Source organism: Curtobacterium sp. MCLR17_034, from assembly GCF_003234485.1.
In the GTDB taxonomy this organism is placed as follows: Bacteria; Actinomycetota; Actinomycetes; order Actinomycetales; family Microbacteriaceae; genus Curtobacterium; species Curtobacterium flaccumfaciens.
The window spans coordinates 213,034-238,486 of sequence record NZ_QKTH01000003.1; the positions used below are offsets into that span (position 1 = coordinate 213,034).

Below are 25,453 nucleotides of genomic sequence, written 5' to 3' on the forward strand. Positions count from 1 at the left end.
CCGGCCGCCGCGCCACCAGCGCACCGGCCACACCGCCCGGAGAACCACCATGTCGCTCACCATCGCCCAGCCCCGCACCGCGCTCCGCACCGCACCGGCTCCGACCGACCTCGGCACCGTGACGCCGATCCGCCCGCGCCCGGCCTCCCCGGCGGCCACCGGAGCGGCCACCGTGCCGACGAGCCCCGTGATCGCGCCGCAGCGGAACCGCGCACTCCCCGACGGCACCGAGGCCCGCGGCTTCGCCCTGTACGTCGGCATCGACGAAGCGAAGGCCGCCGCCGCCGGCACGACCCTGGCCGCGGTGGTCGAGCAGCTCAAGGCCCTCACCGCGCAGCTCGTCCCGTCGTCCGAGACGTACGCGGCCGTCGCCGTCGCCGCCGAGCACTCCGGTGGCCGTGACGTTGACGTCGTCCGCCTCGCCCTGCAGGACCGCTCAGCGGTGGCCGCCCGCAAGCAGGCCGAGAAGCCCGAGCCCGAGGAGACCGGCGTCGTCATCGACATCTCCCGGAAGCGCGTGACCCTCGACGGCGAAGCGGCGCCCCTGACCTACAAGGAGTTCGAGCTCCTGCAGTTCCTGGTCCTCCGCGAGGGCCAGACCGTCGACCGTTCCGCGATCATCGAGGGCCTCTGGTCGGACGGCGAGGACGAGACCCCGAACGAGCGCACCATCGACGTGCACGTGCGTCGGCTGCGCTCCAAGCTCGGCGCGTTCGAGGAGATCGTCCGCACCGTGCGCGGCGTCGGCTACCGCTTCGACCGGCACGCCGACGTCGCCGTGCGGTACGCGTCGACCCCGTCGCCCGACCTCTTCTGAGCGTGATCGGTTGCTCTTGGTGAACTCGCAGCGAACCGGCCGCGGAGAGGCTGGCGCGCCGTTACCGCTTCGTTATACAGTCGGTGGTGCAGACGGTGTTTGCTGTGGCACCGCCTGTGGAATGTGATTGCAGGAAACTCTTGGTGCAAGGGAGAGGGCCGGTCGCCGACAGGCGGCCGGCCCTCGTGCATGTCGCCCGGCTCCTGTCGGACCCCATCGGTAGTGTGGTCAGACCGTACGACCGGAGGGAACGCGAACGTGAGCGAGACACGCCGCAGTGAGAAGGCGACCGCCGTCGCTGCCTGGGAAGCGCTCTTCCGCGCCCAGGTCGCCGTGATGCGGAGTCTCAACGCGGACTTCCCCGGCGACGAGATCTCGTTCAACGAGTACGACGTCTGCTTCAACCTGTCGACCCAGCCCGGCCGCCGCTGCCGCATGCGCGACCTCACCGGGCACCTGCTCCTCACCCAGCCGAGCGTCAGCCGTCTGGTCGACCGACTGCTCGCCCGCGGCATCGTCGAGAAGCAACCGGACCCGACCGACGCCCGCGGGGTGATCGTGGCGCTGACCCCGCACGGCTTCGACGTCTACCGTCAGGTCGCCGTGCAGCACGCGGCGAGCATCGCGCAGCAGGTCGGCGCCGGGCTGTCCGACCCCGAACTCCGCACCCTCACCGAACTCTGCACGAAGCTCCGACTGGCGGTCGGCACTGCTCCGGGCCGGCGGTCGACGGTCCGCCCGGTCGCTGCGGATGCGGCCGCGGTGTGACCGGCGCGATCGTCTGGCTCCGTGACGACCTGCGGCTGTCGGACAACCCGGCGCTCCGTGCGGCGATCGACCACGGTGGCGACGTCACGGTGGTGGTCGTCCTCGACGAGCAGTCCCCAGGGCTCCGTCCGATCGGTGCCGCGAGCCGCTGGTGGCTGCACCACTCCCTGACCGCCCTCGATGCCGACCTGCGCGAACGGGGTTCCCGGCTGGTCCTCCGGCGCGGTGCCGCGGCGAAGGCGATCGACCAGCTCGTCGCCGACACCGGGGCGGACGCCGTGTACTGGAACCGTCGGTACGGCGCCGTCGAGCGGGACATCGACGCCGGCATCAAGGCGGCCCTGCACGACCGTGGCATCGAGGCGCACAGCTTCGCCGCGAACCTGCTCTGGGAACCGTGGACGGTGCTCACCGGGCAGGGCGAGCCGTACAAGGTCTTCACCCCGTTCTGGAACGCCGTCCAGGCGCTGCCCGAACCGCGGCACCCCCTGCCCGACCCCGACGACCTCCCGGCTGCGGCCGACGTCACGGGTGATGCGCTGGCCGACTGGGCACTGCTGCCGACGAAGCCCGACTGGGCCGGCGGACTCCGTGACGCCTGGAGCCCGGGCGAGCACGGCGCCCAGCAGCAGCTCGAGCACTTCGTCGAGCACGCGCTCGAGGACTACGACCAGCGCGACGAGCCCGCGATGGAGGCCACGAGCAGCCTGTCGCCGTTCCTGCGGTGGGGCGAGATCAGCCCGTACCAGGTGTGGCATCGCCTGCACGAGCGGCTCGAGCCCGCCCAGCGCCAGAACGCCGCGGCGTTCCTCCGGCAGCTGGCGTGGCGCGAGTTCAACTGGAACGAGTACTTCCACTGCGACGACATCGCCACCGTCAACGTCCGTCGGAACTTCGACGCGTTCCCGTGGCGTGACCCGGAAGCGGCCGAGCTCGACCGCTGGCGGCAGGGTCTGACCGGATTCGACCTGGTCGACGCGGGCATGCGCGAGCTCTGGCACAGCGGCGCCATGCACAACCGGGTGCGGCTGGCCGCCGGCAGCTTCCTCGTGAAGAACCTGCTCGTCGACTGGCGCGTCGGGGAGCAGTGGTTCTGGGACACCCTGGTCGATGCCGACCCCGCCAACAACGCGGCGAACTGGCAGTGGGTCGCGGGCTCCGGCTTCGACGCCGCCCCGTACTTCCGCGTCTTCAACCCCGATCGGCAACTCGAGCGCTTCGACCCGCACCGCGAGTACGTCCACCGCTGGGTCCCCGCCGACGAGCTGCGCCCCGAGCCGATGGTCGACCTGAAGGCGTCGCGGCAGCGGGCGCTCGACGCCTACGAACGGATGCGGCGCTCGTGACCGGGTCGCACCCCGCGATCGCTGCGATCGTCGACCAGGTCGACGAGCTGTTCCGTGCTCGCGTCGAACAGGGCATCGCGCCGAGCAGCGTGTGGGGCGTGTTCGACCGCTCCGGCCTCGTCGCGTCCGGCGGGCACGGTGACCGCGGTGACGGCCGGAGCCCGGACGCCGACACCGTGTACCGCATCGCTTCCTGTACCAAGAGCGTCACCGCCGCGACCCTGCTGACCCTCGTCGCCCGGGGTGCACTCGACCTCGACGCGCCGATCACCGACTTCGTGCCGGCCTTCGGCGCCGTCACCCTGCCGACCCCGGACTCCCCCGTCCCCACGGTGCGGATGCTGCTGACGATGTCGGCCGGGTTCCCCACCGACGACCCCTGGGCCGACCGGCAGGAGTCGATCTCGGACGCCGAGCTCGACCAGGTCCTTCGCGGCGGCCTGCTGTTCGACTCGCTGCCCGGCACCCGCTTCGCCTACTCGAACCTCGGTTACGCGCTGCTCGGCCGGGTCGTCGCCGTCGTGTCGGGGCAGCCCTTCACCGCGGCCGCCAGCGAGACCGTGCTCCGTCCCCTCGGGCTCACCGACACCGTGTTCAGCGCCGACGAGTCCACAGGCTTCGTGGTCACCGGTGTCCGCGGACACGAGCGCGACTGGGAACCCCTGCCGATGACCGGGCCCGGCGCCTTCTCGTCCATCGGCGGGCTCTTCTCGACCGTGCGTGACCTGGCACGCTGGGCGACGCACCTCGGTTCGGCGTTCTCCGCCGCACCGGAACCCGGCCCGGTCTCCCCCGCTGACCGCCGGCTCATGCAGCAGGCGATGCGGGTCGTGCCGTCGTCCGTCGTCCCGGGTTCGCCCCGGGCGACGGCGTACGGGTTCGGGCTGTTCGTCGAGCAGGACGACCGCTTCGGCGAGCTCGTCTCGCACTCCGGCGGATACCCGGGCTTCTCCGCGCACATGCGGTGGTCCGTGCGCGACGGCCTCGGGGTCGTCGCGTTCGAGAACGCCACGCAGGCCAAGGTCTCCGCGGCCGCGCAGCAGGCGCACGACCTCCTGCTCGACGCGGCACTGACGGCCCGGACGCCCGACGCGCCGGGAGCCAGCACCGACGTGACCGGAGCGAGCAGCGGGGTGGTGGCGACCACCCGCGCGACGCGAGCCGCCCAGGCCGCCGTGACGCGCCTCCTGGCCGACTGGCGGGACGACCTGGCGGACGCGATCTGCACGCCCAACGTGGCGATGGACGTGCCGTACGACCGACGGCGGCGGGCTGTGGCGCAGGCCGTCGCGGACGTCGGTGCCGACCTCGGTGCCGCACCGGTGTCCGAGTACTCGGCGGCGCCGTCGCACCTGCGCTGGTGGCTCCCCGGCACCTGCGGGCGACTGCGCGTCGAGATCCGGCTGGCGCCCGCCGCCGCGGGGCGCGTCCAGACCCTGAACGTCGTCGCTGAACCGTCCGAGCGCTGATCTGACGGCGCGCTGAACCGTCGGAGCGCTGGTCTGACGGCGCGCTGACCCGACGGCACCACGGAGGCGCGCCCGCCTCAGACCGGCGGTCGTCCGCCCACGAAGCCGAGTGCCCGCGCGGCGACCCGGGTGCCCTCGCGGGCTGCAGCACCGACGCGGACCGGATCCGTCGCCCACGCACGGACGAACCCGGCGACGAAGGCGTCCCCCGCCCCGATGGTGTCGACGACGGTCGCCGGTGTCGCGGGCACCCGGTGGACGCTACGGCCCCGGCGCCCGATGAACGCGCCGTCGGCCCCGGCCGTGACGACGACCAGCGGGACGTGCTCGGTCAGCCGCCGCACCGCGGCGTCGAGGTCGTCACCCCCGGCGAGGGCGAGCGCCTCGTGCTGGTCGGGGAAGAGCACGTCGACGCCCCGCAGGGCCTCGAGGAACCGGTCGGCACCGATCGCCTCGATCACCGCCACCGACGAGGGGTCCACCGCCACGCGCGCCGGCCCCGTCCGGGCGCACGCCACGAGGTCGGCGAGCCGGTCGGCTCCGCCGCCGAGCATGGCGGCCCCGGTCAGGTGCACGATGTCGGCGCGGGCGACCACCGACGGCGGGACGTCGGCGGCGCTGATCTTCCCGCTCGCGGCGGGGTCCGACATCGCGGTGCGACCGTGGTCGTTGCGGACCGAGACCACGACCCCGGTGGACGTCATCGCGTCGTACCGCAGGTGGGCGCGGACCCCGGCGTCCTCGAGCGCGCGCTCGTGGCGGTAGACGTCATCGACCCCGACCCGGGCGACGACGTCGACCTCGGCCCCGAGCCAGCCGAGCCACGTGGCCGTGTTGCCACCGGCACCGGTCGGCCGGTGGCGGATCTCCGCGGCGGGGTCGTGCACCCCGATCCGGTGTGCGGTGGTGTGCACGAGGACGCCGTCCAGGACGTCGCCGACGACCAGGAAGCGTTTTCCGGCGCCGCGACGACGGCCCGCGACCACCCGTCCGGCGCGGGTCCCCTCGGGCCGTGACGGCGGCAGAGCGCCCTCGTACGGCATGGACATCCGCAACAGTCTACCCGGAGCCGAGTTTTTCTCCGTTTCTATCGGTGAAAACGGAGGTTTCGCGGAGCGATCACACACGACGACCCATCGCGCGACTGAAATACTGGCTGCTAGTATGTGGGCGGTCGCGCGACCACCGCCCCGACGACGGAGATGCCATGCCCAGGAAGCCCGACCCCACCCGCAAACCCGCGATCCTCGAGAAGGTCGTCGACCACTTCGTCGAGACCAAGATCGAGGACGTCACGGTCCGGGGCCTCGGCCGCGTACTCGGTACGAGCGCCTACCCGGTCGTCTACCACTTCGGCTCCCGCGACGCCCTGATCGACTCCGTCGTCGAGCACCTCGCGACCTCGCACCGAACGCCCGCGCTCGACCCCGCCGCCGACACGGACGCCCTCGCCGATCACCTGGTCGCGACCTTCGGCGGGCTCGACGACACGCACCGTGCGCTGGCCGCACGGCTCACCTTCGAACTCGGGTCGGTCGAGTCCCTCGACGGGCGTGACCGGCAGCGCCGCGCGCACCGCTGCCAGGTCGCCGCCATCCGGGCCTGGTGCCGAGCACACGGCGCCGACCCCGTCCTCGCCGAACGTGCGGCCCAGCACACGGTCATGGCCGCCCGCGGAGCCCAGTGGGGCGCGCTCGTCGACGGCGCGCACACCGATGCTGACGCTGCACTGCGTCGCATCGCCCACGACCTGGCAGCCAGCACGGCCGCCGCAGACCGCGCGCGCTGAGCGCACGCACGAACGCGATCGCGGACCGCTCGCGTACCCGGCAACGGCGCACGGCCCGGAACGTGACCCGGACCACGAACGGGAGGCACGGTGCCAGCTGGCACCGTGCCTCCCGTTCGTCAGGTGGTCACCGTGGTGACCCGCCGACGCGGATCAGAGCGTGACGAACCGCTGCGACTTCGCGTTCTCGAAACGAGCGGCGACGTTCTCCCAGTCGACGATGTTCCAGACGGCCTTGACGTAGTCCGCCTTGACGTTCAGGTAGTCGAGGTAGAAGGCGTGCTCCCACATGTCGAGCATGAAGATCGGGACGAGGCCGAACGGGATGTTGCCCTGCTGGTCGAAGAGCTGGAACGTGGTGAGCTTCTGGCCCACGGTGTCCCAGGCCAGCACGGACCAGCCGGAGCCCTGGATGCCGTTCGCGACGGCGGCGAACTGCGCCTGGAACTTCTCGAACGAACCGAAGAACTCGTCGATCGCCGCGGCGAGTTCACCCTCGGGGACCTTCGTGTCCGGGCCGAGGTTGGTCCAGAAGATCGAGTGGTTCACGTGGCCACCGAGGTGGAACGCGAGGTCCTTCTCGAGCTTGTTGATCGCGCCGAAGTTGCCGGACTCACGGGCCTCACCGAGCTGCTGCAGCGCGGTGTTGGCACCGGTCACGTAGGCCTGGTGGTGCTTGTCGTGGTGCAGCTGCATGATCTTGCCGCTGATGTGCGGCTCGAGCGCGGCGTAGTCGTACGGCAGTTCCGGCAGGGTGTACTCAGCCATGTGAGGTCCTTTCGATCAGTGGGTTGTGGACGCGGCTCCGCGGCTCACGAGAGCCGGGAACGATCGGTGAGGGAGTGGAATTCCCGGTTGTGGTAGACCAGCGGCTCGCCGCGGTCGGCGCCGACGATGATGTCGAGCACCTCGGCCACGACGACGGTCGAGCTGCCGATGGGCGTCGTCGACAGCGGTCGGCAGCGGAGCGCACTCGCCGCACTCGGCAGGTAGCGGTCGCCGGACGGCAGGGTGCCCCAGATCGGGTCGTCGGCGGCCGGGCTGCCGGTCGAGGCGAAGCGCTTCGCCAGTGCGACCCCGAGGGAGTCGACCAGGTGCACGACGAACAGCGGCGCACCGAGCACGACCCCGGCCGAGCCGGAGTTCGTCGAGAGCGAGAAGACCAGCACGGGCGGGTCGACGGCGACGCTCGCGACGCTCGAGGCGGTGAGGCCGGTCGGTCCGTCGGGGCCTTCGGCCGTGATGACGGCGACGCCGGCAGGGTGCCCGCGGAAGGCGGACTTGTACGCGTCGGCGATGGTTGCCGGTGCTTCGTCGGGCATGGTGATCGTGGTCGTTCCTTCGGGAGGGGCTGCCGTCACTCGGCGGCTGTCACCCAACGTATGACCTGAACCCTGGTTGAGGTCAACGATTCACAGGTTCGGGCGTGGCCGGGCGCGCCGTTGCGGGCGCTTCGTGAGCAGGAATGGTCGGGTCACGCACGGCGACCCGACCATTCCTGCTCACGAAGCGCAGCGGCGCTCGCGGCGCAGCGGCGCAGCGCGCGCCCGCGCGGCCGCTCAGCGGCGCTTGAGCATGACGAGCGCACCCGCGGCCGCCACGACCATGAGCACCGCGGCGACACCCGCTGTGATCGTCACGCCGGAGTCGAAGGCCGCCCGTGCCGACTCGAGCAGCACCTGCCCGGCGCTGCCGCCGAGCTGCCCCGCCGCGGCGACCGCGCCGCCGAGGGTCTCCTGCGCCGCGACGTGCGCCGCCGAGGACAACCCGTCGGGCACCACGACGTGCGCCCGGTAGGTCGTCGCCAGGATCGTGCCGAGCACCGCGGTCCCGAGCACGGCGCCGATCTCGTACGCCGTCTCGGACATCGCCGACGCCGCACCCGCCTTGTCCGCCGGTGCCGTCGAGATGATGAGGTCGTTCGTCACGGTCTCGGACGCGCCGATCCCGATGCCGAGCAGCACGAACGCGAACGCCAGGGCGGCGATGGAGGCGTGGTGTCCGAGGACCGCGACCAGGGCGTACGCCGCCGCCGAGAACAGCAGCGCGACCGACACGACCCAGCGCGGGGCGACACGCGCCACGATCGGCACCACCGCGAGCCCGGCGACGATGGTCAGGACCGACCCCGGGATGAGCACGATGCCGGATGCGAACGGGTCGAGCCCGGCCACGAGCTGCAGGTGCTGGGCGATGAAGAACAGGAACCCGGTGAGCGAGAACATCGCCGCCAGGTTCATCAGCACGCTGCCGGTGAAGGCCGTGCTGCGGAACAGCCGCAGGTCGAGCATCGGCGTGCGGGACCGCAGCTGGCGACGGACGAACGCGATGCCGCACACGACACCGACGGCGAGCATGGCGATCGCGAGGCCGCGCTCTTCGGGGTGCACGACCGACTTGATGGCCCAGGCGATCGGTGCGAGCGCGCCGAGGGACAGGAACATGCTCGGCAGGTCGACCGGCCCGGGCATCGGGTCGCGGGACTCCGGCACGCAGAACGGCACGCCGACGAGCATGAGCACGAGGATCGGCACCGCGACGAGGAACACGCTGCCCCAGTGGAAGTGCGCGAGCAGCGCGCCGCCGACGAGCGGGCCGAGGGCGTTGCCGGCCGCGAACATCGTCGACCAGACGGCGAGCGCCATCCGCCGCTCCCCCGCGTCCACGAACACGTTGCGGATGATCGAGAGCGTGGCGGGCATGAGCATCGCGCCGAAGACGCCCATGGCGATCCGGGCCGCGACGAGCATCCAGGCGTCGGTCGCGAAGGCCGCGGCCACCGAGAACAGTGCGAACCCGGTCGCCCCGATCACCAGGATCCGCCGGCGGCCGATGCGGTCACCGATGCTGCCCATCACGACGAGCAGGCCGGCGAGCACCAGCGGGTACGCGTCCACGATCCAGAGCTGCGTGGTCGCGTCCGGGTTCAGCGCGCGGCTGATCGACGGCAGCGCGAAGCTCAGGATGGTGTTGTCGACCGAGATGAGCAGGACCGGCAGCATGAGCACGGCGAGCGCCAGGAACCGTCGGGCGCGGCTCCCGGTGACGCGGGTGGCGACGGGGCTGGTGAGCAGTGCGGACACGGCGGACTCCTGGGACTTCGAGCCGGACCAGGTCGACGGCGGGTGGTACGTGGGGCAGACGAGACGGGACGCGGGATGGACACGCGCCCCGTCAGGACTCCGTTAGTGTACCGTCCGGACGGTTTTGGTTGCAAATGCAACTGACGACGGCCGGGAGGCCCGTGCCGGTCCCGCCACGGGCCTTGCGTCGGTCCACTGGTCGCGTCGTCGGCCTACGCCGATTCGCGGAGCAGCAACCGGTGGCGCACCGTGCGCTCCACGGCCTCGCCCGAGCGCGGCAGCTCGCCCGCGAGCATGCCGAGCGCCAGGTCGAGGGCCTGACCCGCGACCTCGTCGAGGTCGACGGCCAGCGTGGTGAGCGTCGGCGCGACGAGCGTGCCGAGCGGCAGGCCGTCGACGCCGACCACGCGGACGTCAGCGGGGACGTCGACGCCGGCACGACGACAGGCCGACAGCACGCCGAGCGCCAGCACGTCGTTGAACGCCAGGACCGCATCGACCCGGCGGTGCTCGGCGAGGATCCGTTCGGTCCGTTCGGCACCGGTCTCTGCGGTGGGCGCGGACGCGACGACGAGGTCGGGCAGGTACCCGCGACGCCGGAGTGCCGCGACCATGTGCTCCCCGCGCTGACTCGGCGCGCCGTCGGCGGCGGCGTCGAGCACGACGGGGTGCTTCACCCCGACGTCGACGAGGTGGTCGGCGAGGTCCTCGATCGCGGCGGTCGGGTCGATCCGGACCGCGGCGCGGGTCACCGGCCCCGAGGGGTCGAGCTCGACGACCGGGACCGAGCCGAGCCGTTCGATCCACTCCGGGGCGCGGGACCCGAGGTAGCCGATCACGACGTCGGTCTGGGCACCGAGGGACTCCACCATCCGGTCCGAGTCGCTCGCGAGCCCGACGTCGGCGAGCATGACGTTCCACCCGCGGGCGGCGGCCAGGCCGAGCACCGCGGATGCGAGTGCCGGTGCGTAGGGGTTCCGCAGGTCGTTGACGACGAGCCCGAGCTGGTGGTCGCCACCCGTGACGAGCCCGCGGCCGAACCGTGACGGACGGTAGTCGAGCGCCGCCGCGGCCTGGAGCACGCGGTCCTTGGTCGCCGCGCTGATGCCGGACATGCCGTTCATCGCGCGGGTGACGGTCTGCCGGGACACCCCGGCGGCCGCGGCGACGTCGATGATCGTCGCGCGGCCGCCCGGGGTCAGGCGCGGAGGTCCAGCCATGCCACCTGTTCCGGGGAGAGTTCGACGGAGAGGCCGGTCATGGACGACCGGGCCTCCGCGATCGTACGGGGTCCGAAGAGCGGGAACGTCGGGAACGGCTGGTTGAGCACGTACGCCAGGGCGATCGCCGTCGCGGGGACGCCGAACTGCTCGCCGAGCTCCCGCGCACGCCGGAGCCGCTCGAAGTTGTCGTCCGAGTAGTAGCAGCGGACGAGTTCGGCGTCGCTGGTGTCCTCGGGCGTCGCACGGCCGGTGAAGAACCCGCGGGCCTGCGAGGACCACGGCAGCAACGGGACCTGACGTTCCTCCAGCCAGGCCTTCGATGCCGCATCGGTCGCGTGTTCGCAGCCGTCCCACGGCACGTCGTACGCCTCGGCGAGACCGAAGTGGTTGCTGAGCACCTCGAACCCGTGCTTGCCGTTGGCCCGTGCGTAGGCGTTCGCCTCGTCGAACCGTGCGGGGGTCCAGTTCGAGCCGCCGTACACGCGGATACGCCCGGCTCGGCGGTGCTCGTCGAGCACGTCGACGAACTCCCCCACCGGGATGTCGGGGTTGTCGCGGTGCATCATGTAGATGTCCGCGTAGTCGGTGCCCTGGCGCTCGAGGCTCTCGAGCAGCTGGCGGGTGATCGACTCCGGGTCGCAGTGCGGGGTGTGGGCGCCCTTCGTGATGACGACCACGTCCTCGCGGATCCCCCGGTTCTGGATCCACTTGCCGAGCCTGCCCTCGAGCACACCGCCGCCGTAGATGTAGCCGGTGTCGAAGACGTTGCCGCCCTGCTCGACGAACAGGTCGAAGATCGCGCTGGCGTGTGCCAGGTCCGGCTGGTTGTCGACGCCCATCACCAGGCGGGACATCCGCTTGCCGACGCCCGGCACCTCGCCGTAGCGCATCGGGTTGCCGTCCTGCACGGTGAGCGGTCGGCCGGACACCGTCGGGATGTCGGCGGTCTCGGCCTCGAAGGGGTAGCGCAGGCCGATCGCCGCGCGCCACCTGTCGAGCGTACGGGCGGTGGCGAGGGTCTCGTCGATGGTCATCTGGGCCGCTTCGACCACGCCGGCACGCAGGGCGTCGGTGGTGGCGTCGGCTTCTCGGGCGTAGGGGTGCTCACCCGCGAACGACAGCGAGCGAGGGGGTTCGTCGACGGTGTGGACCTCGATGGTGGGGTCGTCGCCCAGGGTCCACGGGTCGGTGAGCACGATGCGACCGCGCGAGCCGTACACCGACACGGCGTTGTCGTCCTGCACGAAGACGCCGGTCCGGACCGTCGCCGTGATCCCGCCCTTGTAGGTGAGCTGCGCGACCGTCCACTCGTCGACCCCGGTCGGCCCGAGCGTGCCCGTGGCGGTGAGGTCGACCGGCTCGGCGACGGCGACCCCGGTGGCGGCCTGCACGATCGCCGCGGCCATCGTCACCGGGTACCCGCCGACGTCGAGGATCCCGCCGCCGGCGGTGCCGACGTCGAACAGTCGACCGGTGCGCTCGCCCGTCCGGAACGCGAACGAGGCGTCGACGTGGGTCACGTCGCCGATCACGCCGTCGCGGATCAGGTCGAGCAGTGCCGCGGTCTGCGGGTGGAAGCGGTACATGAACGCCTCGACGAGCGGCAGACCGGCCTGGCGTGCGGCGTCCGTGAGCGCCATCGCGGTCCCGTGGTTCACGGCGAGGGGCTTCTCGCACAGGACGGCCTTGCCGGCCTCGAGTGCGGCGAGCACGAGCCGGGCGTGCCCGGTGTGCACGGTCGACACGTAGACGGCGTCCACCCGCGGGTCGGCGAGGACCTCGTCGTAGGTCCCGGCGGTCACATCCGTGAACCCGAACCCGGCGGCCTCGTCGGCGAAGACCTGCGCCCGCTCGGCGGACGAACTGCCGGCCGCGACCAGGACGCCCCCGCTGGCGGGCAGCTGCGAGAGGAAGCGTCGGGCGATGCCGCCGGGGCCGAGGACGGCCCACCCGGGGCCGTCGGTGGTGGTCGAGGTCGGAGTGGTGGCGGTGTTCGCCGTCTGCGCTGACATGCGGATCCTTGTCGTCTCGTGAACCTTCACGGTCGGTTCGACGCTAGCCTCCACGGGAGCGATCAGCAATGGTCCTGCGGCGATTCGTGAGCGTTCACGGCGGCGACGGAGGAGCTGGCGTCCGCGCCCCCCGGAACTGCTCCTAGACTCTCGGCATGGCCAGTGCCCGCGACCGTGTCCTCGACAGCTTCGTCGCCATCGTGTGCGAGGAAGGCGAGCGTCCCGCCACGCTCGACGCCGTCGCTGCGCGCGCCGGCGTCTCGAAGGGCGGGTTGCTCTACCACTTCGGCTCCAAGGCGGCCCTGGTCGAGGGGCTCTGCGAACGCCTGTCCGACCTGTCCGCGATCGACGTCGAGCGCATGCAGGACGCCGAGGACGGCGCCGCGCGCTACTTCGTCCGCAACTGCCTGTTCGTCGGCAGCGAGCTGGACCTCGCCCTGCTCGCCGCGAGCCGCCTGCAGCAGGCCGGCTACGAAGAGGCCGGACGCACCCTCGACGACACCGAGAACGCCTGGCTCGCCACCCTCGTCGACGCCCTCGGCGACGAGCCGACCGCGCAGGCCGTCAAGCTCCTCGGCGACGGGCTGTACCACCAGGCCTCACTCGGTGCTGCGAGCGAGGTACGACCGAAGCGGGGCAGCGTCGACATGGAGACCCTGCTCACCGTCGTCGACCGTCTGATCGCGACGCGACCCGGAGCGTGAACCGGCACACCCCCGGCTGGGGATAGACTGGGGAACGATCCACTCGTCGACACCCGGAGGTATCCCGTGGGCCGCGTCATCGCCGCTGTTTTCTCGATCCTGCTGCTGCTGGTGTCGATGTACCTGTTCGGGTTCGCCTTCCAGGTCGAGTCGGGCCAGGCCTTCGTCTTCATGGCCGGCGTGCTCCTGATGAGCCTCTCCTTCTTCCTGCCGATCCACGTGTTCGGCAAGCGCTAGCCAGCAAGCACTGCCGCGAGCCAGCAAGCACCGCCGCTGGCCAGCAAGCGCGGACCAGCAAGCACAGAACGGCCCCGCACCTCACCGGTGCGGGGCCGTTCTGCGTGGAGCGTCAGATCACGAGCCGATCAGACCGGGAGGCGCAGGGACCGCAGCGTCACCGCGGTGCTGATCGCCGCGTGTGCGGCCTCGGCGCCCTTGTCCTCCTTGGATTCGGGCAGCCCGGCGCGGTCGAGTCCCTGCTGCTCGTCGTCCAGCGTGAGCACGCCGAACCCGACGGGCTTGCCGGTGTCGATCGCGACCTGCGTCAGGCCGCTCGTCGCAGCACCCGAGACGTACTCGAAGTGCGGGGTGCCACCGCGGATGATGACGCCGAGCGCGACCGCCGCGTCGAACCCGGCCTCGAGCGCGGTCTTCGCGACCACGGGCAGCTCGAAGCTGCCGGGGACGGGGATGACCTCGGCCGTCGCCCCGAGCCGCTCGACCTCGCGCTGTGCGCCGGCCAGCAGGCCCGCCGCGATCGTGTCGTGCCACTGTCCGGCGATGACGGCCACCCGGATCCCGGTGCCGTCGACCTGGTCGCGGTCCGCCGCGCCTGCTCCGCTCATCGTGTCGTTCCTTCCGTGGGCGCTGCGGTCGCTGCCGCCGCCCGGTCTGCCGCGTCCAGCCACTCGGCGAGCGCGGCGATGGTGATGACGGGCACGCCCTCGCGCGCCCCGAGTGCGACGAGCGCCGGCAGCCGCATCATGCTGCCGTCCTCGTCGACGATCTCGCAGATCGCCGCAGCGGGCCGGAGCCCGGCTGCTGTGACGAGCTCGATCGCTGCTTCGGTGTGCCCGGCGCGCTCCCGGACCCCGCCCGGTCGTGCGCGCAGGGGCACCACGTGTCCGGGGCGGTGCAGGTCGTCGCGCACCGAGGTCGGGTCGGCGAGGACCCGCAGCGTACGGGCACGGTCGTGGGCGCTGATGCCCGTGGTCACGCCGACGGCGGCGTCGACGGTGACCGTGTAGGCCGTGCCGCGGACGTCCTCGTTGTGCGCCACCATCGGCGGCAGGTCGAGGGCGTCGGCGATCTCGGTGCTGAGCGGCGCGCAGATGAACCCGGACGAGTGCGCGACGGTCCACGCGATCCACTCCGGCGAGGCGAGCTCGGCGGACAGGATGACGTCACCCTCGTTCTCGCGGTCCTCGTCGTCGACCACGATCACCGGGCGCCCGGCGGCGATCGACGCGATCGCGGCCTCGATGCTCGACAGCCCGAGTGCCTGCGGGACGGCACCGGTCTCGGCGACCATCACCGGGCCTCCGATCCGACGGTCTCGAGCGACTGCGCCGCGGCGTCGAGCCGCAGCATGCGGCGGACGTGCCGTGCCAGGACGTCGGTCTCGACGTTCACCCGGTCACCCGGCACGCGGAGCCCGAGCGTCGTCGCCTCGAGCGTCTCGGGGATCAGGCTCACCTCGAACCAGGCCGCGTCGGGCGCGGTGTCCTCGGGTGAGACCGCGCTGACCGTGAGCGAGACGCCGTCGAGCGCGATCGAGCCCTTGTCGACCACGAGCGGGCTGAGCGCCGGCGCGAGCGAGAACCGCACGCGTCGCCAGCCGTCACCGTCTGCCGTCTCGAGCACCGTGGCGGTGCCGTCGATGTGGCCCTGCACGATGTGCCCGCCCAGGCGGTCACCCACCGAGGCGGCGCGCTCGAGGTTCAGGCGGTCGCCCACCCGGAGTGCACCGTGGGCGCTCATGTCGAGGGTCTGCTTCATGACGAAGGCGGTGAAGGTCTCGGGGGTCTGCTCGACGACGGTCAGGCAGACACCACTCGTCGCGATCGAGTCGCCGTGCCGGGCGTCCTGCACGACGACGGGGCCGTGGACGGTGAGCGCGACGGAGTCGCCCTGCTGCTCGACGGCGGTGACGGTGCCGAGTTCCTCGATGATGCCGGTGAACACTGGTGTCCTCTCAACGGGACTCCGGGGGCGTTCGACGATCGTCGGCATCGACGGACGGGTCGCACCCCACGGGTCGTGGGGTCGTCCTGTCCGCCCAGCGCGCCTCCCATCCGGACTTTCACCGTCGGTCCCGGAATCCCACCGGGTCAACCTCTGTCGGGTTCGCACCCGTCATCAGTTCGTGGACTGTCACCACCGGCTCGGAATTACACCGACCCCGGAGCGCTTGCGTAGTCGGAACGATACCCCAGGCCGCTGACGGTCGCGCCACGGTGGCAGCGCCGTCGTAACCGGGCGTCTCCCCCGGGCGCGGTGAGCACGTGGCACCCGCGGTCTCCGACGTCCGCGTCCGGCGTCCGGCGTCCGGCGTCCGCACTGCGACGATGCACGAGTCGATCGACGAGCGGTCCGTCGGAACATGCACACGCATCCGATGCGCCGACATGTTCCGACAGGACATCCGTCGATCCTCCGGTGTTCTGTCGTGGAACGCGCACGCCCCCCCCGGGCATGGTGACGAGGGGCGCCACGGTGTGACGCCCCTCGATCACCCGCCGGTCAGTGCCGGCGACGGAGCACGAGCGTGCCCGCTCCGGCGAGGAGCAGCAGGAGCGCGAACCCGGCGGGCAGGATCGGCGAGCCGGCTCCCGTGTAGGCGAGCTCCGGCTGGCCGTCACCGGCCGCGGCGGCTGCCGCGACGGTCCCAGCGCTGGTGCGGACCCCGCTGGTGGCAGCGGTCGTGGTGGTCACCACACCCGTCGTGGAGGCCCGGGTCGGCTCGACGACGTCGACCGTGCCCACCGGGATGGTCGCCGTGCCGGGCGTGGTGCCGGTGTCGGTGCCCGTCCCGTCGGTGGGGACGGTGCCCGGGTCGGTACCGGGGTCCGTACCGGGGTCGGTACCGGGGTCGGTGCCGGGGTCCGTGCCCGGGTCGGTGCCGGGGTCCGTGCCCGGGTCCGTGCCCGGGTCGGTCCCGGGGCTCGTGCCGGTGCCGGGGGTGGTGCTGGTGCCGTCACCGACGATGCCGATCCCGTTGCCGCCGATCGTGATCGGCAGGCTGATCACCGGGGTGACCTGGGTGCCGGAGAGCAGGCCGCCGTCGCCGGAGGTCGTACCGCCGGTCGTCGGGGTCGTGGTGCCGGTGGCCGGAGCCGTGGCGCCGCCGGTGCTCGTGCCGTCACCGAGGACACCGATGCCGTTGCCCCCGATCGTCACCGGGACGTCGACGACCGGGGACACCTGCGTACCCGAAGCCGTGCCGTCCGAACCCGAGGTCGTACCACCGGCCGCCGGAGCGGCCCCGGCACCCGTGCCCGTGCCCGCAGCGGGCGCCGTCCCCGTCGCGGTGCCCGTCCCGAGCAGCCCGATGCCGTTGTCCGCCACCGTGACCGGGATCGAGACGACCGGGGACACCTGCGTACCCGAGGCCGTGCCGTCCGAACCCGAGGTCGAACCACCGGCCGCCGGGGTCGTCGTGCCGGTGGCCGGAGCCGTCGTGCCGCCGGTGCTCGTGCCGTCACCGAGGACACCGATGCCGTTGCCACCGATCGTCACCGGGACGTCGACCAGACCGGTCACCTGGGTGCCGGAGAGCAGTCCGTCGGTGCCCGAGGTGGTGGGCGCCGACGGGGCTTCGGCAGCCGGCGCCGGTGTCGCCGCCGCCGGGGCGGTCGATGTCGAGGTGCCGTCGCCGAGGACGCCGATCCCGTTGCCGGACACCGTCACGGGGACGGTCACGGCCGGAGCGACCTGGGTGCCGGAAGCGGTGCCGTCCTCGCCCGAGGTGCTCGGAGCGGGAGCGGCAGGAGCGGCAGGAGCCGGTGCCGGTGCTGCAGGCGCCGGAGCTGCAGGTGCCGGTGCTGCAGGCGCCGGAGCTGCCGCGGGTGCGGGTGCGGCGGCCGAGACCGCGTCACCGGCGACCGCCACGGCGTTGCCGCCGACCGTCACCGGTGCCGCGACGTCCGGCACCACCTGGGTGCCCGAGAGCGTGCCGTCCTGGCCCGAGGTGCTGGGGGCAGGAGCGGTCGTGGCCGGAGCAGGCGCCGTGGCCGGAGCAGGCGCCGGAGCGACGGGCGTGGACCCGGTCGCCGTCGACACCGCGTCGCCGAGCACGGCGATCGCGTTGCCGCCGAGGGACACCGGGGCGTCCACGGTGGGGGCCACCTGGGTGCCTGAGACGGTGCCGTCGGCACCGGATGTCGTGGCCGCGTTCGCCGCAGCCGTGCCGCCGAGCGTGAGCCCGCCGACGAAGAGGGCGAACCAGAGCCCTCTGGAGACGTACTTGTTCATGGTCGTACTCCCTGATCGAGATCGTCACCGACCGCGGACGCAGCCGGGATGTGTGCGTGCCTGCCGTGGCGGACAGGCGCACCGATCTCAGTCAGGGGCGACGTCGTGCTCGCCGACGACCGATGCGGGGACCGCGTCGTCGGAGAGCGTGCCGCGAGACCCCGCGGCGAGGGAGACGACGTCGTCGGTCGAGCCGACGACGCCGACGGCTGCTGCGCCGCCGGAGGTCGAGGAGGCGCTGCCACCGAGCACGCCGGCGTCGGCTCCGTCGAACGGGAGCCCGTGGCCCTCACCGTCCGCGGGGACGAGCAGCGCGTGTCCGCCGAGGGTCGCGTCCTGCACATCGACGGCCGGGCCGACCGGGCCGACCGTTACCGTCGTGGCAGCTGCGGCGACCCGGTCGGACGGGCGGAGCCCTGCTGGGCGGTCACCCACGGCATCGGCGACGCGTGCGGGCGCGGGTGCGGGTGCGATGGGCACCGTGGCACCCTGCGGGGCGACGGTTCCGGGCCGGACGGGTGCGTTCGCGACCGGCACCGACGGGACGGGCCCGGCGGACGGGTTCGAACCGCCGCCCACCGGGAGCGCGGGGACGTCGACGACGGGGGCCGTGCCTCCTGGCAGGGTGCCGCCGACGGACGGGACGACGCCCTCGACCACGTCGGGGACGGTGCCGACGGTCGTGCCGACCGAGCCGAGCGTGTCGTCGACCAGGCCCGTGACCGGACCGGTGACGGTGCCGAGGGTGTCGTCGCCGAGGACCGTGCCGACCACCGGGACGCTGCCGACCACGTCGTCGACGGTGTCGACGACTTCGGTCACGGGGTGCGTGTCGGTGACGCGTTCCACGGTTCCGGTGACGGGGCGCAGGACGTTCGCGACGGTGTCGGTGACCGGCCGGGAGGCGCTGCTCACCTGGTCGACGACCTGTCGCACCGGGCGCGTGGCCGGGTGGGCCGCAGGGGCGGTCGTGGTCGGCTGGGCAGCCGGTGTGGTCGCGACCGGAGCGGGGCTCGACGGCGCGGGGGCTGCGGGAGCTGGAGCGGGTGCTGCTGGAGCCGGTGCGGGCGCTGCGGGCACCGGAGCAGGTGCGGGCGCGGGGGCCGGAGCGGGCGCAGCAGGTGCGGGTGCAGGTGACACGGCCTTGCGGACGGGATCCGTCACGCCGCCGACGACCTTGCCGACCTCACCGGTCACGCCCTGCACGGTGCCACCGACGCCGTCGACGACGCTGCCGACGAGTCCGCGCTGCTCGGTCGGTGCGGCAGAGGTCGTCGCGGCGGAGGCCGGTCGCGCGCCGAGGAGCAGGGACAGCAGCACGAGGGCGGCGAGCGTCCCGACGCCCAGCAGGACGATGCGGAGTGCGGCGCGCCAGGGTGCGCGCAACGGGTGGTCCATGCGCTCACCTCCTGATCTCGGCTGCGCACGTAGAGTGGTTGACCGGCAATGTACGCCGATCCGGTCCGGAACACACCCTGTTTCGGAAGAAATTCTCAGGAAGGGCCGTCCGTGGTCTCGATCTTCAACGCTCCGACCCGCAACCTGGACATCGTCACGCTGCACGAGATCCTGCGGCTCCGCCAGGACGTCTTCGTCGTCGAGCAGGAAGCCGCGTACGGCGACATCGACGGCCGTGACCTCGAGCCGGGCACGGTGCAGTTCTGGGCCGGCAACGGTTCGGTGGACGCGACGCTCCGCCTGCTCCGCGAGCCCGACGGCACCGAGCGCATCGGCCGGGTCGCCACCGCGAAGCACGCCCGCGGCCAGGGCCTCGGCGCGCAGCTCATGGAGGCCGCGATCGCCGAGTCGCGCTCGCCGAGCATCGCCCTCGGCGCCCAGTCGCACCTGGAGCAGTGGTACGGCCGCTTCGGCTTCGTGCGCTCGGGCGACGAGTACCTGGAGGACCGCATCCCGCACATCCCGATGACCCGGAAGCGCTGACCCGACGGCGCTGTTCTGACCGCGCTGATCAGGTCTTTCGCGCGTCAGGCCCGCCAGCGCCGGAGTTCGTCGAAGGAGCGGCCCTGGGTGGCCCGGTCGGCGACGAGGCGTTCGAACACGATGTTCGTCTGCGTCGTCGCCACCGAGGGGTCACCGCTGAGCTCGTCGGCGACGAAGTCCCGGAGCTGCTCGGTCGACTCGCACGCGATGTGCACGAGGAAGTCCTTGTCCCCCGCCAGGAACGACACGTCCTGCACGACGGGCACCCGCAGCAGGCGCTTGGCGAAGTCCCGCAGTTCGTGGCGGGCTGCGGCGTGCACCCGGACGGACACCATCGCCTCGATCGAGAACCCGAGCCGGGCGACGTCCACCTCGGCCCGGTAGCCGCGGATCACCCCGGCGTCCTCGAGCGCACGGACCCGTGCCAGGCAGGTCGACGGCGCGATGCCGACGGCGGCCGCGAGCCGGTTGTTCGGGATCCGGGCGTCGGCCGACAGGGTCCAGAGGATGCGCTCGTCGACCTCGTCGAGGCGCGGAGCGGGGTCGGGGCGACGTGCGGGACGGTCGGACACGCCTCGACGCTACCGCGACGGCGCGAGCAGGGCGCGGAGGGCGTCCTCGAGCGCGGCCGACACGACGGCGTCGTCGGCGGATGCCAGCGGTTCCACCGCGGTGGACTGCCGGAGCATCGACATCCCGAGCACCACCGCCAGCGCGATCTCGGCACGGACGAGCAGCTCCTCGGACCCCGCACCGCCGACCGTGCCCGCGAGCCGTTCGGCGTACCGGCGCAGCGTCTCACGGCGGATGGCATCGGCGCCGTCGTCGCCGGAGGACCGGAGCAGGAGCATGAGCTGCAGGGAGTCGTCGTCGGTCGGGGCGCGCACGATGTGCGTGATGATGCCGGTCAGCGCCCGTTCGAGGCCCTGCTGGCTCGCCTCTTCGGCCCCCAGGTCGCGGACGACGCGGTCGAGGCAGGCGCGGAAGAGCCCCTCCTTCGAGCCGAAGTACCGGTTGATGAGGGCGAAGTTCACCCCGGCGTCCCCGGCGATGTCGCGCACCGTCGTCCCGCGGTATCCGTCGAAGGCGAACCGACGCCGGGCGGCCTGCACGAGCAGGAGTCGGGTGGCCGCGGCGTCCTTGCTCATGGAGCGCAGCCTAGCGGTCCTCACAGGGATGTAAGCAAGCGTTGACATGCCCTCTCGAACGCGTACGCTCGTCATGTCAGCAATTGTTTACATCGACGACCACGACGACACGGAGCACGATGACCGACACCATGCAGAGCCCACGCACCGGCTCGCACCCCACCACCGACGGACGCCGGCCGAACAGCACGGCGATCATCGTCTACCTGTCCCTCGGCGGCCTGTCCTTCGCGGTCCTGCAGTCACTGGTCGCCCCGGCACTGTCGACCATCGGGCAGGACCTCGGCGCCTCCACCAGTGCGACGAGCTGGGTGCTCACCGCGTACCTGCTCTCCGCCTCGGTGCTCACGCCGATCCTCGGTCGCCTCGGCGACATGATCGGCAAGCGCAAGGTCCTGATCGTCGTGCTGTCGATCCTGCTCGTCGGCGCCGTGCTCGCCGCCCTCGCACCGAACCTCGGCGTCCTGATCGTCGGGCGCGCGCTGCAGGGCGCCGCCGGAGCCGTGATGCCGCTGTCGATCGGCATCGTGCGTGACGAGCTGCCGAAGGAGAAGGTCAGCGTCACGATCGGTCTGCTGTCGGCGATCTTCGGCATCGGTGCCGGTGTCGGCATCGTCGCGGCCGGGCCCATCGTCGAGCACCTGTCGTGGCACTGGCTGTTCTGGCTCCCCGCCGTGCTCGTCGTCATCGCACTGCTCGGTGCGGTCTTCGGGATGCCGGAGTCCCCGGTCCGGAAGCCCGGTCGCCTGGACATGGCCGGCACGTTCGTCCTCGCGGTGTCGCTCGTCGCCATCCTGCTCGCCGTCAGCGAGGGCGAGACCTGGGGCTGGGGCGACGGCAAGACCATCGGCCTGCTGGCCCTCGGCGCCGTCGCACTGGTCGTGTTCGTCCTGGTCGAGCTCCGGGTCGCCGAGCCGCTCATCGACGTCCGGCTCTTCGCGGTCCGCGGCGTCTGGACCGCCCACGTCGTCGCACTCGTCTTCGGGTTCGCGATGTTCGGCACCTTCGTCCTCGTGCCGACGCTGCTGCAGCTCCCGACGGCGCTCGGCTACGGCTTCGGCAAGGACGTCACCCAGGCCGGTCTCTTCCTGCTGCCGACCGTCGTGATGATGGTCGTCGCCGGGCCGATCGCGGGCATCCTGGTGCGCAAGGTCGGCCCGAAGCCGCCGATGCTCATCGGTGGGTTCGCCATCGTCGCCGCGTTCGTGCTGCCGGCGATCGCACACGCCGAGCTGTGGCAGGTGGTGGCCTCCGGTGTCCTGACCGGCATCGGCATCGGCATGGCTCTCGCCGCCTGCTCGAACGCGATCATCGAGAGCGTCCCCGCGAACCAGACCGGTGAGGCCATCAGCGCCAACACGGTCGTCCGCACCATCGGCTCGAGCGTCGGCACCGCCGTCATCGCAGCGCTGATCACCTCGCACAGCACGCCGCAGGGACTGCCCACCGACGACGCCTTCACCATCGGCTTCTGGGCGTGCACCGGTGTGGCGGTCGTGGCCGTGCTCGCCGCCGTCGCCGCGCCGTCGATGCGCGCTCGCCGCGCAGCGGCCGCCGCCCGTGGGATCGACGACCTCGAGGAGGTCGCCGAGTAGGGCCGTGGGCCCGACCACCCGGGAGGCCCGTCCAGCGTCGACGACGCGGGGTGGGCCTCCCGTCCGTTGCGCAACCTGGGAACGCACCGGGCGCACGCGAGTCAGCGTGACGATCATCGGACCGGTCGCGTCCCGTCAGGGGACGCGGACCGCCGCGCCCGGACAGGAGACCCCATGAGCAGCACCGACCACGACGACAGCACCACTCCCGGACGGCCGTCGTTCCGCGACACCGTGACCGCCGGACTCGTGCAGAAGGCCCTCGAGCCGGTGCTGCGCGCCGTGCGCGAGGAGGTCGCCTCGGCGCGGCGCGAGATCGGCGAGCGCGCGAGCGGTGCGAAGACCGGGCTCGTGCTCACCGGGGTGGCCGTCGGGTTCGCCCTGACGACCCTGGTCGCGCTGGCCGGCTTCGCGGTGGCGCTGCTCGCCCTCGCGCTGCCGCTGTGGGCGGCCACCGGGATCACGTTCGTCGTGTTCGCGATCGTGACCGCGATCCTGTTCGTCGTCGGCCTGCGCGGGATCCGGCGGGGTGTGCCGCCGGTGCCGAAGGACACGATCCAGGCGGCGAAGCAGCGGGTGACGCACGCGGCGGACGCCCAGACGGACAGCGCCGCGCGCGACTGACGCAACCGCTCTCGCCGTCGCTGCCGCCGCCGGCACGGTCTGGGCTACATCGCCAGGGTCATGCCCACCACGGCGACGGTCATCGCGAAGACCTCGCCGCTGCGGACGGCCCGCCGGTCCTCACGGCCCCACTCGTACCGGAGCAGCCAACCGCTGAACGCGCAGTAGCCGATCACGCCGGCGCCGAGCACCGCGGACAGTGCGATGCCGTGCCCCGCGTGGTCGCCGGCGACACCCGAGGCGTGGCCCATCAGCAGCATCCCCGCCATCACGACGGCGGAGAGCGCGCGGTGGACGTCCATCGGCTCCGCGCGGCGACCGTCGGCGCGGCGGCGACGCATCACGGGCAGCGGCGCGAGCAGGAGCAGGAGGGTCGCGGCGAACAGGGTCCACACCGCTCCGGCGTCGACGACGGGCATCAGCATCGCGACGAGCATCACGCCCGCCGGCACGATCACGCCCGGGCGCGGTCGGTAGCGGTCACCGACGATGCAGCACACCGACGCGAACTGCGGCACGACGAGCATGGCGTCGGCGACGGTCTCGTGCACGTGGGACGTCCTCGGTGCGGCGGAGTGGTGCGGGGTGGGGTCAGTCCTCGGCGCGGGCAGCGGCCTTGGCGGCGCGCTCCTGCTTCACGCGGGCGTTCTCGGCGTGCACGGCGGCCTGCGTCGCACGCTCACGGACGAGCCACTCGGGCTTCTGCTCGAGCAGCGTCTTGATGTCCGCCGTCGTCAGTGCGTCGTCGATCCCCGCACGGCTCAGGCCGGAGATGGAGATGCCGAGCTTCTGCGCCACGACGGGTCGCGGGTGCGGGCCGTCGCGTCGGAGGTCCTCGAGCCAGGTCGGGGGTTCGGTGCGGAGCTCGTCGAAGGCGGTCCGCGTGAGGGGAGCGCTCTGGAAGGACTCCGGAGCCGCCGTCAGCAAGATGCCGAGCTTCTTCGCAGCCGTCTCGGGCTTCATGGTCTGTTCCTGCGCCATGAGGACAAGGGTACGGCCCCTATGCTCGTCTGCATGACCGCGGCTCTCACCATCGCCTTCGTGCCGGGGGTCTCCCCCGCAAAGTGGGCCCGTGTCTGGCGGGAACGCTTCCCCTCCATCGAGCTCCGGCTGCGGCCGATCGGCGCCGACGACGTCGACGACACGCTGGCCGGCGAGGCCGACATGGTCTTCGCACGCATGCCCGTGTCCGAGCAGCACAACGCCATCCCGCTCTGGACCGAGACGGCCGTCGTCGCGATGCCCAAGGACTCCCCCCTCGCCGAACTCGCCGAGGTCGACCTCGCCGACGCCGAGGTCCACGTGATCGACGCCGGACCGGTTCCGGCCGACATCGACGGATCGCTCGACCTGGTCGAGGCGAACGTCGGCGTCGTCGTGCTCCCCCAGTCGCTGTTCCGCGCCGCCAGCCGCAAGGACCTGGTCGGTCGTCCGCTCATGGACGCCGAGGGCACGCGCATCGCGCTGGTCTGGCGGGACGAGGACGCCACCGAGACCACCGAGGAGTTCATCGGCGTGGTGCGCGGGCGGACCGCCAACAGTTCGCGCCAGCCAGGAGGCCCGGATCGCGACGCCGACGACGACTCGCGTCCGGCTCGTGGCGGTGCCAAGGCAGGGTCGGGTGCCAAGGGCTCGTCCAGCGGGTCGGGTGGGTCCGGCGGGTCGGGTGCGTCGGGTTCCAAGGGCGGCGCCGCGGGCGCCGGCGGCAAGGCCAAGGCGAAGTCCCCCGGCAGCGGCAAGTCCGGCGCCGGCAAGAAGTCGAACACCGGCAAGGGGCCGACACCCGGACGCGGCAAGATGCGCGGGAAGCCGAGCCGGGGTTCCAAGGGCAACCGATGACGGACACGCGGCTGGCACTGATGCCGGCCACGCGCCTCCCGGCCTGGCTCCAGCGCACGATGGCCGAGTACGTCGAGTCGCGGATGCAGGCGGGCGAGACCCGCGAGCAGGCCGAGGCGAACGAGCAGCAGTCACGGGACCGCTGGTTCCCGGGCGGGTCCCCCGCTGACGGGCACCTCGTGTGGGACGTCACCGACCAGGACGACACCGTCATCGGGTACCTGTGGATCGGACCGCTCACGCCGGGCAGCACCGACTGGTGGGTGTTCAACGTCGAGATCGACGAGGCACACCGGCGCCGCGGGCACGCACGGCGGGCGCTCGAGCTCGGGCACCGCGTCGCTGCGGAACACGGTGCGACGAGCATCGGGCTGAACGTGTTCGGCTACAACACCGGGGCGCAGGAGCTCTACGCGGCGCTCGGGTACCAGGTGACGTCGGCGCAGATGCGGAAGCCGCTGGTCTAGCCCGCGGCGGCCGCGCGGCGGCGGCTGCTGCTGCTGCCGCTGCTCGGGTCACAACACCCCGCGTGCATGGCCCCGAGCGGTCACGAAGTGTCGACTGGCCGCGCCCGGAACGACGTGTCGTGACCACTCGGCGGACACCAGCGGGGATTCGTGAC

At 72.4% G+C, this 25,453-nt stretch carries 27 protein-coding genes and 1 riboswitch; of the genes, 12 read left to right on the plus strand and 15 right to left on the minus strand.

Going from position 1 to position 25,453, the window contains the following annotated elements; genetic code table 11:
- Positions 1-49 precede the first annotated feature (49 nt).
- From DEI98_RS05515 to DEI98_RS05530, 4 genes are all read left to right on the plus strand, one after another.
- Entirely contained in the window at positions 50-817 is a 768-nt protein-coding gene (locus DEI98_RS05515; RefSeq protein ID WP_110863417.1) for a winged helix-turn-helix domain-containing protein, read from the plus strand.
- 258 nt (positions 818-1,075) lie between these two features.
- Complete coding sequence (locus DEI98_RS05520; RefSeq protein WP_181437948.1) at positions 1,076-1,585, plus strand: MarR family winged helix-turn-helix transcriptional regulator; 510 nt, start codon at positions 1,076-1,078, stop codon at positions 1,583-1,585.
- Positions 1,582-2,931, plus strand: coding sequence for a deoxyribodipyrimidine photo-lyase (locus DEI98_RS05525; RefSeq protein ID WP_111100158.1), 1,350 nt, complete (start codon positions 1,582-1,584; stop codon positions 2,929-2,931). Before DEI98_RS05520 ends, DEI98_RS05525 begins: the two co-directional genes overlap by 4 nt.
- On the plus strand, positions 2,928-4,400 hold the full coding sequence (locus DEI98_RS05530) for a serine hydrolase (RefSeq protein ID WP_181437949.1): 1,473 nt from the start codon (positions 2,928-2,930) through the stop codon (positions 4,398-4,400). Before DEI98_RS05525 ends, DEI98_RS05530 begins: the two co-directional genes overlap by 4 nt.
- Positions 4,401-4,477: 77 nt before the next feature.
- On the opposite strand, the gene DEI98_RS05535 is transcribed toward DEI98_RS05530, so the two are convergent.
- Complete coding sequence (locus tag DEI98_RS05535) at positions 4,478-5,449, minus strand: carbohydrate kinase family protein (RefSeq protein ID WP_111100160.1); 972 nt, start codon at positions 5,447-5,449, stop codon at positions 4,478-4,480.
- A 158-nt stretch (positions 5,450-5,607) separates the two neighbouring features.
- Here DEI98_RS05535 and DEI98_RS05540 point away from each other — a divergent pair, with 158 nt between their 5' ends.
- Entirely contained in the window at positions 5,608-6,189 is a 582-nt protein-coding gene (locus DEI98_RS05540; protein ID WP_110863422.1) for a TetR/AcrR family transcriptional regulator, read from the plus strand.
- A 153-nt stretch (positions 6,190-6,342) separates the two neighbouring features.
- On the opposite strand, the gene DEI98_RS05545 is transcribed toward DEI98_RS05540, so the two are convergent.
- The 5 genes from DEI98_RS05545 to DEI98_RS05565 form a co-directional block, all read right to left on the minus strand.
- On the minus strand, positions 6,343-6,957 hold the full coding sequence (locus DEI98_RS05545; protein WP_027466323.1) for a superoxide dismutase: 615 nt from the start codon (positions 6,955-6,957) through the stop codon (positions 6,343-6,345).
- 44 nt (positions 6,958-7,001) lie between these two features.
- Positions 7,002-7,511: a flavin reductase family protein gene (locus DEI98_RS05550; RefSeq protein ID WP_027466322.1), complete on the minus strand. Its 510-nt coding sequence runs from the start codon at positions 7,509-7,511 to the stop codon at positions 7,002-7,004.
- Between the two features lie 237 nt (positions 7,512-7,748).
- Positions 7,749-9,272: an MFS transporter gene (locus tag DEI98_RS05555; protein WP_111022220.1), complete on the minus strand. Its 1,524-nt coding sequence runs from the start codon at positions 9,270-9,272 to the stop codon at positions 7,749-7,751.
- A 212-nt stretch (positions 9,273-9,484) separates the two neighbouring features.
- Complete coding sequence (locus DEI98_RS05560; protein WP_111100161.1) at positions 9,485-10,492, minus strand: LacI family DNA-binding transcriptional regulator; 1,008 nt, start codon at positions 10,490-10,492, stop codon at positions 9,485-9,487.
- Positions 10,471-12,507, minus strand: coding sequence for an aldo/keto reductase (locus tag DEI98_RS05565; RefSeq protein ID WP_111100162.1), 2,037 nt, complete (start codon positions 12,505-12,507; stop codon positions 10,471-10,473). Before DEI98_RS05565 ends, DEI98_RS05560 begins: the two co-directional genes overlap by 22 nt.
- Before the next feature lie 155 nt (positions 12,508-12,662).
- On the opposite strand from DEI98_RS05565, the gene DEI98_RS05570 reads away from it, so the two are divergent.
- Together DEI98_RS05570 and DEI98_RS18545 are read left to right on the plus strand one after the other, a co-directional pair.
- Positions 12,663-13,211: a TetR/AcrR family transcriptional regulator gene (locus tag DEI98_RS05570; protein ID WP_071406283.1), complete on the plus strand. Its 549-nt coding sequence runs from the start codon at positions 12,663-12,665 to the stop codon at positions 13,209-13,211.
- A gap of 66 nt (positions 13,212-13,277) precedes the next feature.
- Complete coding sequence (locus DEI98_RS18545; protein ID WP_017888559.1) at positions 13,278-13,448, plus strand: hypothetical protein; 171 nt, start codon at positions 13,278-13,280, stop codon at positions 13,446-13,448.
- A gap of 128 nt (positions 13,449-13,576) precedes the next feature.
- On the opposite strand, the gene ribH is transcribed toward DEI98_RS18545, so the two are convergent.
- From ribH to DEI98_RS18550, 5 genes are all read right to left on the minus strand, one after another.
- Positions 13,577-14,056, minus strand: a complete 480-nt coding sequence (gene ribH, locus DEI98_RS05575) for a 6,7-dimethyl-8-ribityllumazine synthase (RefSeq protein WP_111100163.1) — start codon at positions 14,054-14,056, stop codon at positions 13,577-13,579.
- Complete coding sequence (gene ribB, locus DEI98_RS05580) at positions 14,053-14,742, minus strand: 3,4-dihydroxy-2-butanone-4-phosphate synthase (RefSeq protein WP_110863426.1); 690 nt, start codon at positions 14,740-14,742, stop codon at positions 14,053-14,055. Before ribB ends, ribH begins: the two co-directional genes overlap by 4 nt.
- A complete protein-coding gene (locus DEI98_RS05585) occupies positions 14,742-15,395 on the minus strand; it encodes a riboflavin synthase (protein WP_071247477.1) in 654 nt (217 codons plus the stop codon). Before DEI98_RS05585 ends, ribB begins: the two co-directional genes overlap by 1 nt.
- A gap of 94 nt (positions 15,396-15,489) precedes the next feature.
- A riboswitch (FMN riboswitch) is annotated at positions 15,490-15,624 on the minus strand.
- A 329-nt stretch (positions 15,625-15,953) separates the two neighbouring features.
- Positions 15,954-17,684, minus strand: a complete 1,731-nt coding sequence (locus tag DEI98_RS05590) for a hypothetical protein (RefSeq protein ID WP_111100164.1) — start codon at positions 17,682-17,684, stop codon at positions 15,954-15,956.
- An 87-nt stretch (positions 17,685-17,771) separates the two neighbouring features.
- Positions 17,772-19,082: a hypothetical protein gene (locus tag DEI98_RS18550; RefSeq protein WP_111100165.1), complete on the minus strand. Its 1,311-nt coding sequence runs from the start codon at positions 19,080-19,082 to the stop codon at positions 17,772-17,774.
- Positions 19,083-19,193: 111 nt separating this feature from the next.
- Between DEI98_RS18550 and DEI98_RS05600 the strand changes: the two genes are divergently transcribed.
- A complete protein-coding gene (locus tag DEI98_RS05600; RefSeq protein WP_027466313.1) occupies positions 19,194-19,625 on the plus strand; it encodes a GNAT family N-acetyltransferase in 432 nt (143 codons plus the stop codon).
- 44 nt (positions 19,626-19,669) lie between these two features.
- On the opposite strand, the gene DEI98_RS05605 is transcribed toward DEI98_RS05600, so the two are convergent.
- Together DEI98_RS05605 and DEI98_RS05610 are read right to left on the minus strand one after the other, a co-directional pair.
- Positions 19,670-20,197 carry an Lrp/AsnC family transcriptional regulator gene (locus DEI98_RS05605; protein WP_027466312.1) on the minus strand — a complete coding sequence of 176 codons (528 nt, stop codon included), beginning with the start codon at positions 20,195-20,197 and terminating at the stop codon, positions 19,670-19,672.
- A 9-nt stretch (positions 20,198-20,206) separates the two neighbouring features.
- Entirely contained in the window at positions 20,207-20,773 is a 567-nt protein-coding gene (locus tag DEI98_RS05610; protein WP_111100166.1) for a TetR/AcrR family transcriptional regulator, read from the minus strand.
- A gap of 119 nt (positions 20,774-20,892) precedes the next feature.
- Here DEI98_RS05610 and DEI98_RS05615 point away from each other — a divergent pair, with 119 nt between their 5' ends.
- Positions 20,893-22,368, plus strand: a complete 1,476-nt coding sequence (locus DEI98_RS05615; RefSeq protein ID WP_111032028.1) for an MFS transporter — start codon at positions 20,893-20,895, stop codon at positions 22,366-22,368.
- Positions 22,369-22,542: 174 nt separating this feature from the next.
- Positions 22,543-22,992, plus strand: a complete 450-nt coding sequence (locus tag DEI98_RS05620; RefSeq protein WP_111100167.1) for a phage holin family protein — start codon at positions 22,543-22,545, stop codon at positions 22,990-22,992.
- Positions 22,993-23,036: 44 nt separating this feature from the next.
- Here DEI98_RS05620 and DEI98_RS05625 read toward each other — a convergent pair whose 3' ends face one another.
- Both DEI98_RS05625 and DEI98_RS05630 read right to left on the minus strand, forming a co-directional pair.
- Positions 23,037-23,543 (minus strand): hypothetical protein, encoded by a 507-nt coding sequence (locus tag DEI98_RS05625; RefSeq protein WP_017888550.1) that lies wholly within the window; start codon positions 23,541-23,543, stop codon positions 23,037-23,039.
- Positions 23,544-23,583: 40 nt separating this feature from the next.
- The gene (locus DEI98_RS05630) at positions 23,584-23,973 is read right to left on the minus strand and encodes a DUF5997 family protein (RefSeq protein WP_017888549.1); all 390 of its coding nucleotides are present in this window, start codon (positions 23,971-23,973) and stop codon (positions 23,584-23,586) included.
- A gap of 33 nt (positions 23,974-24,006) precedes the next feature.
- Between DEI98_RS05630 and DEI98_RS05635 the strand changes: the two genes are divergently transcribed.
- Both DEI98_RS05635 and DEI98_RS05640 read left to right on the plus strand, forming a co-directional pair.
- The gene (locus DEI98_RS05635; RefSeq protein WP_181437950.1) at positions 24,007-24,831 is read left to right on the plus strand and encodes a LysR family transcriptional regulator substrate-binding protein; all 825 of its coding nucleotides are present in this window, start codon (positions 24,007-24,009) and stop codon (positions 24,829-24,831) included.
- Positions 24,828-25,298 (plus strand): GNAT family N-acetyltransferase, encoded by a 471-nt coding sequence (locus tag DEI98_RS05640; protein WP_111100168.1) that lies wholly within the window; start codon positions 24,828-24,830, stop codon positions 25,296-25,298. The genes DEI98_RS05635 and DEI98_RS05640 overlap by 4 nt, the downstream gene beginning before the upstream one ends.
- The last annotated feature ends 155 nt before the right edge of the window (positions 25,299-25,453 follow it).

Bases quoted from the DNA above. Each gene is read 5' to 3' on its own strand.
- DEI98_RS05610 (WP_111100166.1), bottom strand. From the start codon at position 20,773: ATGAGCAAGGACGCCGCGGCCACCCGACTCCTGCTCGTGCAGGCCGCC.
- DEI98_RS05540 (WP_110863422.1), top strand. From the start codon at position 5,608: ATGCCCAGGAAGCCCGACCCCACCCGCAAACCCGCGATCCTCGAGAAG.
- DEI98_RS05590 (WP_111100164.1), bottom strand. From the start codon at position 17,684: ATGAACAAGTACGTCTCCAGAGGGCTCTGGTTCGCCCTCTTCGTCGGC.
- DEI98_RS05545 (WP_027466323.1), bottom strand. From the start codon at position 6,957: ATGGCTGAGTACACCCTGCCGGAACTGCCGTACGACTACGCCGCGCTC.
- ribB (WP_110863426.1), bottom strand. From the start codon at position 14,742: ATGGTCGCCGAGACCGGTGCCGTCCCGCAGGCACTCGGGCTGTCGAGC.
- DEI98_RS05565 (WP_111100162.1), bottom strand. From the start codon at position 12,507: ATGTCAGCGCAGACGGCGAACACCGCCACCACTCCGACCTCGACCACC.
- DEI98_RS05570 (WP_071406283.1), top strand. From the start codon at position 12,663: ATGGCCAGTGCCCGCGACCGTGTCCTCGACAGCTTCGTCGCCATCGTG.
- DEI98_RS05640 (WP_111100168.1), top strand. From the start codon at position 24,828: ATGACGGACACGCGGCTGGCACTGATGCCGGCCACGCGCCTCCCGGCC.
- DEI98_RS05615 (WP_111032028.1), top strand. From the start codon at position 20,893: ATGACCGACACCATGCAGAGCCCACGCACCGGCTCGCACCCCACCACC.
- DEI98_RS05635 (WP_181437950.1), top strand. From the start codon at position 24,007: ATGACCGCGGCTCTCACCATCGCCTTCGTGCCGGGGGTCTCCCCCGCA.
- DEI98_RS05630 (WP_017888549.1), bottom strand. From the start codon at position 23,973: ATGGCGCAGGAACAGACCATGAAGCCCGAGACGGCTGCGAAGAAGCTC.
- DEI98_RS05535 (WP_111100160.1), bottom strand. From the start codon at position 5,449: ATGTCCATGCCGTACGAGGGCGCTCTGCCGCCGTCACGGCCCGAGGGG.
- DEI98_RS05560 (WP_111100161.1), bottom strand. From the start codon at position 10,492: ATGGCTGGACCTCCGCGCCTGACCCCGGGCGGCCGCGCGACGATCATC.
- DEI98_RS18550 (WP_111100165.1), bottom strand. From the start codon at position 19,082: ATGGACCACCCGTTGCGCGCACCCTGGCGCGCCGCACTCCGCATCGTC.
- ribH (WP_111100163.1), bottom strand. From the start codon at position 14,056: ATGAGCGGAGCAGGCGCGGCGGACCGCGACCAGGTCGACGGCACCGGG.
- DEI98_RS05515 (WP_110863417.1), top strand. From the start codon at position 50: ATGTCGCTCACCATCGCCCAGCCCCGCACCGCGCTCCGCACCGCACCG.
- DEI98_RS05620 (WP_111100167.1), top strand. From the start codon at position 22,543: ATGAGCAGCACCGACCACGACGACAGCACCACTCCCGGACGGCCGTCG.
- DEI98_RS05550 (WP_027466322.1), bottom strand. From the start codon at position 7,511: ATGCCCGACGAAGCACCGGCAACCATCGCCGACGCGTACAAGTCCGCC.